Origin of the sequence: Salmonella sp. 32120201201600049SM (assembly GCF_017572835.1) — a bacterium.
In the GTDB taxonomy this organism is placed as follows: Bacteria; Pseudomonadota; Gammaproteobacteria; order Enterobacterales; family Enterobacteriaceae; genus Salmonella; species Salmonella enterica.
On sequence record NZ_JAGESA010000003.1, the window covers coordinates 434,210 to 444,661 of the forward strand.

The following is a 10,452-nucleotide window of genomic DNA, read 5'->3' on the forward strand; positions in this document are numbered from 1 at the left end:
TATCGGTCCGGGTTGTATGCATGGAACTTCTTATTCTTGTCTGGCGGCAGTACCGCTGGCCATTTATTAGCGTGATGGCACTGAGTCTCGCCAGCGCGGCGCTGGGGATTGGCCTGATCGCGTTTATCAATCAGCGCCTGATTGAAACGGTGGACACCACCGTCATGGTGCTGCCGGAATTTCTCGGCCTGCTCCTGTTGCTAATGGTCGTCACATTAGGTTCCCAACTGGCGCTTACCACTCTGGGACACCATTTCGTATACCGCCTGCGCAGCGAATTTATCAAGCGCATTCTGGATACGCACGTTGAACGCATTGAGCAACTGGGCAGCGCCTCTTTACTGGCCGGTCTGACCAGCGATATTCGCAATATTACTATCGCCTTTGTGCGTCTGCCTGAGCTGGTGCAGGGCATTATCCTCACCGTCGGCTCGGCGGCGTATCTGGCGATGCTATCGACAAAAATGCTGCTGGTTACGGCTATCTGGATGGCGGTCACTATCTGGGGCGGATTCGTGCTGGTGGCGCGGGTTTACCAGCATATGGCGACCCTGCGCGAGACCGAAGATAAGCTGTACAACGACTATCAGACGGTGCTGGAAGGACGCAAAGAGCTGACGCTAAACCGCGAGCGTGCGGAGCAGATTTTTCAGCAATGTTATACCCCGGATGCCAAAGAGTACCGTCATCACATTATCCGTGCCGATACTTTTCACCTGAGCGCCGTCAACTGGTCGAATATCATGATGCTGGGAGCGATAGGCCTGGTCTTCTGGATGGCGAATAGTCTCGGCTGGGCGGATACTAACGTCGCGGCGACCTATTCACTGACGTTGCTGTTCCTGCGCACGCCGCTGCTGTCTGCGGTGGGGGCGTTGCCAACCCTACTGACCGCCCAGGTGGCGTTTAATAAACTGAATAAATTCGCGCTCGCCCCGTATAAGCCTGATTTTCCACAGCCGAAAGCCTTTCCCGACTGGAAGACGCTGGAGCTGCGCAACGTGGTTTTCCACTATCAGGATAACGCGTTTTCCGTGGGGCCCATCAACCTGACGATTCACCGCGGCGAACTGCTGTTTTTAATTGGCGGCAACGGTAGCGGGAAATCGACGCTGGCCATGTTATTGACCGGTTTATACCAGCCGCAATCGGGAACGATTTTACTTGACGGTCAACCTATTGCCGCCGGGCAGCCGGAAGATTATCGCAAACTGTTTTCTGCGGTGTTCACCGATGTGTGGTTATTCGACCGCCTGCTGGGGCCGCAGGGGAAACCCGCCAATCCCGCTCTGGTCGAAAAGTGGCTTGAGCACCTGAAAATGACGCACAAGCTGGAGCTAAACGACGGGCGCATTTTGAATCTTAAACTGTCGAAAGGGCAAAAAAAGCGCATTGCGCTGCTGCTGGCGCTGGCGGAAGAGCGCGATATTATTTTGCTGGATGAGTGGGCCGCCGATCAGGACCCGCATTTCCGCCGGGAGTTTTATCAGGTACTGTTGCCGTTAATGCAGGAAATGGGCAAAACCATTTTCGCCATCAGCCATGATGATCACTATTTTATTCACGCCGATCGTCTGCTTGAAATGCGTAACGGACAGTTAACCGAACTCACCGGCGACGAACGTGACGCCGCTTCGCGTGATGCGGTTGCGCGTACTGCGTAATGGATTATGGCGCCGGATAAACCGCCTGATGGCAGCCCTACGTCCGCACGCGGGTAGGCCTGATAAGATGCCACGCGTCGCCACCAGGCATCGGGTTATTTCTTGCGGCGGGCGAGCGGATTTCCAGACGTGTTTTGAAAAGAACCCCGGAGCGCTGCGTGAGCCGGCGTGTTCAGATGCCCGGTAAGTGTGACCGGGCAGCGTAACGTTATCGCGTGACGGCGTTCTGTACGTTAGCGTCCGCTTTCCAGATGCGGTATTTCACGTCCACATTCGCCGGGGTATACACCACGATCGGCAGCTTGCTGTTGTAGCGCAGCATCCCGTCTTCACCCAGCCAGGCGGTGACGAATTTTTGCTCTTTCTTACCGTCAGGGCAGGCCATCATGGTTGATACCGGAGAGGTGACGTTATCAAAGATATAATAGTCATAGCCCCAGCCTTCCAGCGTTTTTGTTTCCAGCGTGCCGCCGAGGCGATGCTGGTTACAATCCACCTTCAGCGTTTGGCCAATCAACAGTTCCACTTTGAGGGTAGATTCATCCTGCTGAGGGGTAAGGGTTATCACTTGCCGCTTCATTCCTTTTTCCGCCTGCGGATAGGGGGCGATTTTTTCCAGCGGCTGGGCGGTATCGCCATTGTTAGCCCAGGCAGAGGCGCTGGCGAGGGCGGCGAAGACGACGGCAGGGACAAACATCTTCATTTGATTGTTCACAGTATTTCCTTTCTGCTGTTTTCGGTATGCACGGGCAACAGATTAACACATTCATATTATCTATTAATCTGTATTTACTCATATTTTCAAGATTATTAATAAAATAGCGTCTTTTTATATAGTGGAATATTCCGATATTGATAATGTAAATGAAATTATCAACTATTGGTGATTTTCGTTATATAAGCATCTATATAACTCATTGAAATGTGAGAAAAAGCACGTTTACGGGTCTTTACCTGGCACTCTTTTGATCCGGCAACAGCATTTACCTCTATCGGGGTATGCATCTCTTACATATCCTGAAATATCTTATTTACAAAAACAACTACTCATAAATTGTACGGTTTTTATTGGTATTCACTCCCTATGGAAGCGTGTCGTTATGGAAGGGCGATATCATGGTTGATTTATCCCGTCGAAGCATGTTGACCGGCAGTTGGCGCAACGCCAGCAATGGGATTCTTCCGCCGTGGGCCAGAGAAACAACCTATTTTCTCGCACATTGTCTGCGTTGCGACGCCTGCATCCAGGCGTGTGAGGCCGACATCCTGCAGCGAGGGGCGGGGGGATATCCGAGCGTAGATTTCAAACGGGGCGAGTGCAGCTTTTGTTATGCCTGTGCGCAGGCCTGTACTGAATCGCTTTTTCTTCCGCGCCACACCAGGGCCTGGGATCTGGTTTTTACGCTCACGGAAAACTGCCTCGCCAGGCAATCGGTTGAATGCCATCGTTGCCAGGACAGTTGTGAACCTATGGCCATTACCTTTCGTCCCACGCTATCCGGCATTTACCAGCCGCAGCTTGACCCGCAGGCCTGTAACGGATGCGGGGCGTGTGTGGCTATCTGTCCCGTGTCAGCCATCAAAGCGGAGAACCACCATGCGCACTAACTGGCAGGTCTGTAGCCTGGTCGTGCAGGCCAAAAGTCAGAACATCGCCGCCATTGGCACACAGTTGAACACGTTGCCGGGTTGCGAAGTCGCGTTAAGCGACGTTGAAAGCGGGCAGCTGATCGTGGTGGCGGAAGCAGACCAGAGTGAAACGCTGATGCAAACAATTGAGTCAGTACGCAATGTCGAGGGCGTACTGGCGGTGTCGCTGGTTTATCACCAGCAGGATGAGCAAGGTGAGGAAACACCATGAAACTCAGTCGTCGTAGCTTTATGAAAGCTAACGCCGTTGCGGCCGCTGCGGCGGCTGCCGGTCTGAGCGTGCCGGGCGTCGCCCGCGCCGTTGTCGGGCAGCAGGAAGCCATCAAATGGGATAAAGCGCCGTGCCGTTTTTGCGGAACGGGTTGCGGTGTGTTGGTGGGAACGCAGCAGGGCCGTGTGGTCGCCTGCCAGGGCGACCCCGACGCGCCGGTCAACCGTGGTCTGAACTGCATTAAAGGCTACTTCCTGCCCAAAATCATGTACGGTAAAGATCGTCTGACGCAGCCGATGCTGCGCATGAAAGACGGCAGCTATCACAAAGACGGCGAGTTTACGCCGGTGAGCTGGGAACAGGCCTTCGATGTGATGGAAGAGAAGTTTAAAACTGCCCTGAAAGAGAAAGGGCCAGAAGCGATCGGCATGTTTGGATCGGGTCAATGGACCATCTGGGAAGGCTATGCCGCCGCGAAACTGTTCAAGGCTGGTTTCCGCTCTAACAACATCGACCCGAATGCGCGTCACTGCATGGCCTCGGCGGTGGTGGGCTTTATGCGCACCTTTGGCATGGATGAACCGATGGGCTGCTACGACGATATTGAGCAGGCCGATGCGTTTGTGCTGTGGGGTTCCAACATGGCGGAGATGCACCCGATTTTATGGTCGCGCATCACTAACCGCCGTTTGTCCGACCCGAATGTGAAAGTCGCTGTCCTCTCCACCTTCCAGCACCGTAGCTTTGAGCTGGCGGACAACGGTATTGTCTTTACCCCGCAAAGCGATCTGGTGATCCTTAACTATATCGCGAATTACATTATTCAGAACAACGCGGTAAATCAGGATTTCTTCACAAAGCATGTGAACCTGCGTAAAGGGGCGACGGATATCGGCTACGGCTTACGCCCGACGCACCCGCTGGAAAAAGCGGCGAAGAATCCGGGCTCCGATGCTTCCGAGCCGATGAGCTTCGACGAGTATAAAGCCTTCGTGGCGGAATATACGCTGGACAAGACCGCTGAAATGACCGGCGTGCCGAAAGATCAACTGGAACAGTTGGCACAGCTCTACGCCGATCCGAATAAGCGCGTGATCTCTTACTGGACGATGGGTTTTAACCAGCATACCCGCGGCGTGTGGGCGAATAACCTGGTTTACAACCTCCATCTGCTGACCGGAAAAATCTCCCAGCCTGGCTGCGGTCCTTTCTCGCTGACCGGCCAGCCTTCCGCCTGCGGTACGGCGCGTGAAGTGGGAACCTTCTCACACCGTCTGCCCGCAGACATGGTCGTGACGAACGAAAAACACCGTGATATCTGCGAAAAACACTGGCAGATCCCCGCTGGCACTATTCCGGCAAAAGTGGGTTTACATGCGGTGGCGCAGGATCGCGCGTTGAAAGACGGCAAGCTGAACGTCTACTGGGTAATGTGTAATAACAATATGCAGGCCGGGCCGAACATCAATGAAGATCGGATGCCGGGCTGGCGCGATCCGCGTAACTTTATCATTGTCTCCGATCCTTACCCGACGGTGAGCGCGCTGTCTGCGGATCTGATCCTGCCGACCGCCATGTGGGTTGAGAAAGAAGGCGCTTACGGCAACGCCGAACGCCGCACGCAGTTCTGGCGTCAGCAAATTAAAGCGCCGGGCGAAGCTAAATCCGACCTCTGGCAACTGGTGCAGTTCTCCCGTCGTTTTAAAACCGAGGAGGTCTGGCCGGAGGCGTTGCTGGCCCAGAAGCCGGAGCTGCGCGGTAAAACGCTGTATGACGTTCTGTTCGCCACGCCGGCGGTCAGCAAATTCCCGCTGAGCGAGCTGAAAGAGGATCAGTTAAACGATGAGTCTCGTGAGCTGGGCTTCTATCTGCAAAAAGGGCTGTTTGAAGAATACGCCTGGTTTGGACGTGGCCACGGGCACGATCTGGCGCCGTTCGACGATTACCACAACGCGCGCGGTCTGCGCTGGCCGGTCGTCGAAGGCAAAGAGACGCAATGGCGTTACAGCGAAGGCAACGACCCGTATGTAAAAGCGGGGGAAGGGTACAAATTCTACGGTAAACCGGATGGCAAAGCGGTGATCTTCGCGCTGCCATTTGAACCCGCGGCGGAGTCGCCGGACAACGAGTACGATCTGTGGCTTTCCACCGGTCGCGTGCTGGAACACTGGCATACCGGCAGTATGACGCGCCGCGTGCCTGAATTGCATCGCGCCTTCCCGGAAGCAGTGGTCTTTATTCACCCGCTGGATGCGAAAGCGCGCGATCTGCGTCGTGGGGATAAGGTTAAAGTGTCGTCCCGCCGCGGCGAAGTGATTTCGATTGTCGAAACGCGTGGACGTAACCGTCCGCCGCAGGGACTGGTGTATATGCCGTTCTTCGATGCCGCTCAGCTAGTGAACAACCTGACGCTGGATGCGACGGACCCGCTCTCTAAAGAGACGGACTTCAAGAAGTGCGCCGTTAAGCTGGCGAAGGTGTAACGCGTTATGTCCCGTACAGCGAAACCCCAAAATGGCCGCCGCCGCTTCCTGCGTGATGTTGTGCGCACTGCGGGCGGGCTGGCGGCGGTTGGCGTGGCGCTGGGCTTGCAACAGCAAACCGCGCGCGCAACGGGCGTGCGGCTGCGTCCGCCTGGCGCGCTGAATGAAAATGTCTTCGCCAGCGCCTGTGTGCGCTGCGGGCAGTGCGTTCAGGCGTGTCCATACGACACGCTAAAACTGGCGACGCTGGCCTCCGGGCTATCGGCAGGTACGCCCTATTTCGTCGCTCGCGACATCCCCTGCGAAATGTGTGAAGACATTCCGTGCGCCAAAGTCTGCCCCAGCGGGGCGCTGAATAAAGATATCGCCTCCATTGATGACTCGCGCATGGGGCTGGCGGTGCTGCTGGATCAGGAAAACTGCCTCAACTTTCAGGGGCTGCGCTGCGACGTTTGTTACCGCGAATGCCCGAAAATCGATGAGGCCATCACGCTGGAACTGGATCGCAACATGCGCACCGGCAAACATGCGCGCTTTCTGCCCACCGTACACAGCGACGCCTGTACCGGCTGCGGCAAATGCGAAAAAGTCTGCGTACTGGAGCAACCAGCGATAAAAGTGTTGCCGTTGTCATTGGCGAAAGGGGAGTTAGGACACCATTACCGCTTCGGCTGGCTGGAGGGGAAAGATGGCAAATCGTAAACGCGACGCCGGGCGAGAAGCGCGGGCGAAAAAAGGCTGGTGGCGTAGCCACCGCTGGCTGGTGTTACGCCGTATCAGCCAGTTTATGGTGCTGGGGATGTTTCTCAGCGGCCCGTGGCTGGGCTTTTGGGTTTTGCATGGCAACTACAGCAGTAGTTTGCTGTTCGATACCCTCCCGTTGACCGATCCGCTGATTACTCTGGAAAGTCTCGCCAGTGGACATCTTCCCGCTACCGTGGCGCTGACGGGAGCAGTGATTATCGCTGTGCTGTATGCGCTGGCGGGAAAGCGATTATTTTGCAGTTGGGTTTGCCCGCTAAACCCCGTTACCGATTTGGCTAACTGGATGCGCAGGAAATTTGACCTGAACCAGTCTGCGACGATTCCACGCCATATACGGTACGTCCTTCTGGTGGTGGTGTTAATCGGTTCGGCGTTGACCGGCACGCTGCTGTGGGAATGGATTAATCCCGTGTCGCTGTTAGGTCGTAGTCTGATTATGGGATTTAGTAGCGGCGCGTTGCTGATTATTGCTTTGTTTTTATTTGATTTATTAGTCGTTGAGCACGGTTGGTGCGGTCATATTTGCCCGATGGGCGCGCTGTATGGCGTGTTGGGCAGTAAAGGCGTAGTGACCGTGACGGCCAAAAAACGTGAGAAATGTAATCGCTGTATGGATTGTTTTCATGTTTGCCCAGAACCGCATGTGCTACGTGCGCCGGTGCTGGATGAGCAAAGCCCGGCGCAGGTCACTCACCGCGACTGCATGACCTGCGGTCGCTGCGTGGATGTCTGTTCTGAGGATGTTTTTACAATAACGATACGCAACATCATTCGGGATGCATCGCGGCGGTAAGCGAGGAAATCCCCGGGAGCATAGATAACGATGTGACTGGGATTTTGGAGCGCAGCCAACAAAGAGGCAGCTCGAAGGATGAAGTGTAAATGCGATGGAGTTCGGGAGCGAAACAATGAAAAGCCATGACCTGATGAAAGCGCTGTGTCAATGGATGGCCACGCTTGCCCTGGTGGTAAGTGGTGCGGTTTGGGCGGCAAACGGAGTGGATCTGAGCCAGTCGCCGGAAGTATCCGGGACGCAGGAAGGGGCGATTCGTATGCCGAAAGAGCAGGAGCGTATGCCGCTAAATTACGTCAACCAGCCGCCGATGATCCCGCACAGCGTCGAGGGCTACCAGGTGACGACCAATACCAACCGCTGTCTGCAATGCCACGGCGTGGAAAGTTATCGTACGACGGGCGCGCCGCGTATCAGTCCGACGCACTTTATGGACAGCGACGGTAAAGTGTCGGGCAACGTCGCGCCGCGTCGTTATTTCTGCCTGCAGTGCCACGTACCGCAGTCTGATACCGCGCCGATTATCGACAATACCTTTACCCCCTCGCAAGGTTACGGGAAATAAGAGGTCATTATGGAAAATTCTAACCGTAAACCCGGCTGGATAAAGCGCGTCTGGCGATGGTGGCGCAGCCCCAGCCGCCTGGCGTTGGGGACGCTGTTGTTAATCGGTTTTATCGGCGGCATCATCTTCTGGGGCGGCTTCAATACCGGGATGGAAAAGGCTAACACCGAAGAGTTTTGTATTAGCTGCCATGAAATGCGCAACACGGTGTATGAGGAGTATATGGAAACCGTCCACTACAACAACCGTAGTGGCGTTCGCGCCACCTGTCCTGACTGCCATGTGCCGCATGAGTGGGGGCCGAAGATGATCCGTAAGATCAAAGCCAGTAAAGAGCTGTACGCGAAGGTATTTGGGCTGATAGATACACCGCAGAAATTTGAAGCTCATCGCCTGACAATGGCACAAAATGAGTGGCGGCGCATGAAAGACAACAACTCGCAGGAATGCCGTAACTGCCACAATTTCGACTTTATGGATCTGACCGCGCAAAAAGGCGTCGCGGCGAAAATGCACGATCAGGCGGTAAAAGACGGACAGACCTGTATCGATTGCCACAAAGGGATCGCGCATAAACTGCCGGATATGCGTGATGTTAAACCAGGTTTCTGACAGGACGTTGATGAGTGGGAATGCTTGAAGCCAGAGATCTGTACTGCGAGCGGGACGAGAGGACGCTGTTTCGCGGGCTGTCGTTCACCGTGGACGCCGGGGAGTGGGTGCAGGTCACCGGCGGCAACGGCGCCGGAAAAACCACCCTGCTGCGCCTGCTGACCGGGCTGGCGCGCCCGGATGGCGGGGAGGTGTACTGGCAGGGCGAGCCCCTGCGCCGCGTGCGCGACAGCTTCCATCGCAGCCTGCTGTGGATAGGGCACCAGCCGGGGATCAAAACCCGCCTGACGGCGCGGGAGAACCTGCACTTTTTCCACCCCGGCGACGGCGCGCGTCTCCCGGAGGCGCTGGCGCAGGCCGGGCTGGCGGGATTTGAGGACGTGCCGGTCGCTCAGCTCTCGGCCGGGCAGCAGCGCCGGGTGGCGCTGGCCCGCCTGTGGCTGACCCGCGCCGCGCTGTGGGTGCTCGACGAGCCGTTCACCGCCATTGACGTTAACGGCGTGGCGCGCCTCACCCGGCGGATGGCGGCGCACACGGCGCAGGGCGGGATGGTCATTCTCACCACCCACCAGCCGCTGCCGGGGGCCGCGGATACCGTCCGCCGCCTGGCGCTGACCGGCGGGGAGGCAGGGCTGTGATGTGGCGTGTCTTCTGTCTCGAACTGCGCGTGGCGTTCCGCCACGGCGCGGACATCGCCGGCCCGCTGTGGTTCTTCCTGATGGTCATCACCCTGTTTCCGTTAAGCGTCGGGCCGCAGCCGCAGTTGCTGGCGCGTATCGCGCCGGGCATCATCCAGGTGGCGGCGCTGCTGGCCTCGCTGCTGGCGCTGGAGCGGCTGTTTCGCGACGACCTGCAGGACGGTAGCCTGGAGCAGCTGATGCTGCTGCCGGTGCCGCTGCCGGCGGTGGTGCTGGCGAAGGTGCTGGCCCACTGGGCGGTGACCGGCCTGCCGCTGATTATGCTCTCCCCGCTGGTGGCGCTGCTGCTGGGGATGGACGTGTACGGCTGGAAAATCATGGCGCTGACGCTGCTGCTCGGCACGCCGGCGCTGGGGTTTCTCGCCGCGCCGGGCGTCGGGCTGACGGCCGGCCTGCGGCGCGGCGGCGTCCTGCTGGGCATTCTGGTGCTGCCGCTGAGTGTCCCGGTGCTGATTTTCGCCGCCGCGGCGATGGACGCGGCATCAATGCATTTACCCGCTGACGGTTATCTGGCGGTGCTGGGGGCGCTGCTGGCGGGCAGCGCGACGTTAAGCCCGTTCGCCACCGCGGCGGCGCTGCGCCTCAGCGTGCAGTAGCGCCCCGGCGCGACGGACATTTTACTGGTTTCAGGAGGTCAGGTGACGACTATGTGGAAAACCCTTCATCAGCTGGCGGCGCCGCCCCGGCTGTATCAGATTTGCGGCAGGCTCGTGCCGTGGCTGGCGGCGGCCGGCATCATCGCGCTGGCCACCGGCTGGGTCCGGGGCTTTGGTTTCGCCCCGGCGGACTACCAGCAGGGGGAGGGCTACCGCATTATGTACCTGCATGTCCCGGCGGCCATCTGGTCAATGGGTATCTATGCGGCGATGGCGGTGGCGGCGTTCACCGGGCTGGTCTGGCAGATGAAAATGGCCAGCCTTGCCGTCGCGGCGATGGCGCCGGTGGGGGCGGTGTACACCTTCATCGCGCTGGTCACCGGCGCGGCGTGGGGCAAACCGATGTGGGGCACCT

At 57.5% G+C, this 10,452-nt stretch carries 12 protein-coding genes; 11 read left to right on the forward strand and 1 reads right to left on the reverse strand.

Features of this window, described 5'->3' with window-relative positions; translation table 11 throughout:
- Positions 1-20: 20 nt before the first annotated feature.
- Positions 21-1,664 (forward strand): multidrug ABC transporter permease/ATP-binding protein, encoded by a 1,644-nt coding sequence (locus J4650_RS10590; RefSeq protein ID WP_000421589.1) that lies wholly within the window; start codon positions 21-23, stop codon positions 1,662-1,664.
- A 208-nt stretch (positions 1,665-1,872) separates the two neighbouring features.
- On the opposite strand, the gene eco is transcribed toward J4650_RS10590, so the two are convergent.
- On the reverse strand, positions 1,873-2,367 hold the full coding sequence (eco, locus tag J4650_RS10595) for a serine protease inhibitor ecotin (RefSeq protein WP_023193162.1): 495 nt from the start codon (positions 2,365-2,367) through the stop codon (positions 1,873-1,875).
- 413 nt (positions 2,368-2,780) lie between these two features.
- On the opposite strand from eco, the gene napF reads away from it, so the two are divergent.
- The 10 genes from napF to ccsA all read left to right on the forward strand — a co-directional run.
- The gene (gene napF, locus J4650_RS10600; RefSeq protein ID WP_023993399.1) at positions 2,781-3,272 is read left to right on the forward strand and encodes a ferredoxin-type protein NapF; all 492 of its coding nucleotides are present in this window, start codon (positions 2,781-2,783) and stop codon (positions 3,270-3,272) included.
- On the forward strand, positions 3,262-3,525 hold the full coding sequence (gene napD, locus J4650_RS10605; RefSeq protein ID WP_001260058.1) for a chaperone NapD: 264 nt from the start codon (positions 3,262-3,264) through the stop codon (positions 3,523-3,525). The genes napF and napD overlap by 11 nt, the downstream gene beginning before the upstream one ends.
- Positions 3,522-6,008 carry a nitrate reductase catalytic subunit NapA gene (gene napA, locus J4650_RS10610; protein ID WP_000778090.1) on the forward strand — a complete coding sequence of 829 codons (2,487 nt, stop codon included), beginning with the start codon at positions 3,522-3,524 and terminating at the stop codon, positions 6,006-6,008. The genes napD and napA overlap by 4 nt, the downstream gene beginning before the upstream one ends.
- Before the next feature lie 6 nt (positions 6,009-6,014).
- Positions 6,015-6,710, forward strand: coding sequence for a ferredoxin-type protein NapG (gene napG / locus J4650_RS10615; RefSeq protein WP_000091679.1), 696 nt, complete (start codon positions 6,015-6,017; stop codon positions 6,708-6,710).
- Positions 6,697-7,566: a quinol dehydrogenase ferredoxin subunit NapH gene (gene napH, locus J4650_RS10620; RefSeq protein WP_000013529.1), complete on the forward strand. Its 870-nt coding sequence runs from the start codon at positions 6,697-6,699 to the stop codon at positions 7,564-7,566. Before napG ends, napH begins: the two co-directional genes overlap by 14 nt.
- Positions 7,567-7,681: 115 nt before the next feature.
- Entirely contained in the window at positions 7,682-8,131 is a 450-nt protein-coding gene (napB, locus tag J4650_RS10625; RefSeq protein WP_000835182.1) for a nitrate reductase cytochrome c-type subunit, read from the forward strand.
- A gap of 9 nt (positions 8,132-8,140) precedes the next feature.
- Positions 8,141-8,743 carry a cytochrome c-type protein NapC gene (gene napC, locus J4650_RS10630; RefSeq protein WP_000431778.1) on the forward strand — a complete coding sequence of 201 codons (603 nt, stop codon included), beginning with the start codon at positions 8,141-8,143 and terminating at the stop codon, positions 8,741-8,743.
- A gap of 20 nt (positions 8,744-8,763) precedes the next feature.
- A complete protein-coding gene (ccmA, locus tag J4650_RS10635; RefSeq protein WP_001535401.1) occupies positions 8,764-9,381 on the forward strand; it encodes a cytochrome c biogenesis heme-transporting ATPase CcmA in 618 nt (205 codons plus the stop codon).
- Positions 9,378-10,037 carry a heme exporter protein CcmB gene (gene ccmB, locus J4650_RS10640; protein ID WP_000990033.1) on the forward strand — a complete coding sequence of 220 codons (660 nt, stop codon included), beginning with the start codon at positions 9,378-9,380 and terminating at the stop codon, positions 10,035-10,037. The genes ccmA and ccmB overlap by 4 nt, the downstream gene beginning before the upstream one ends.
- Before the next feature lie 51 nt (positions 10,038-10,088).
- Positions 10,089-10,452 (forward strand): cytochrome c biogenesis protein CcsA (ccsA, locus tag J4650_RS10645; RefSeq protein ID WP_165418611.1); only part of this gene is annotated, 364 nt, incomplete at its 3' end.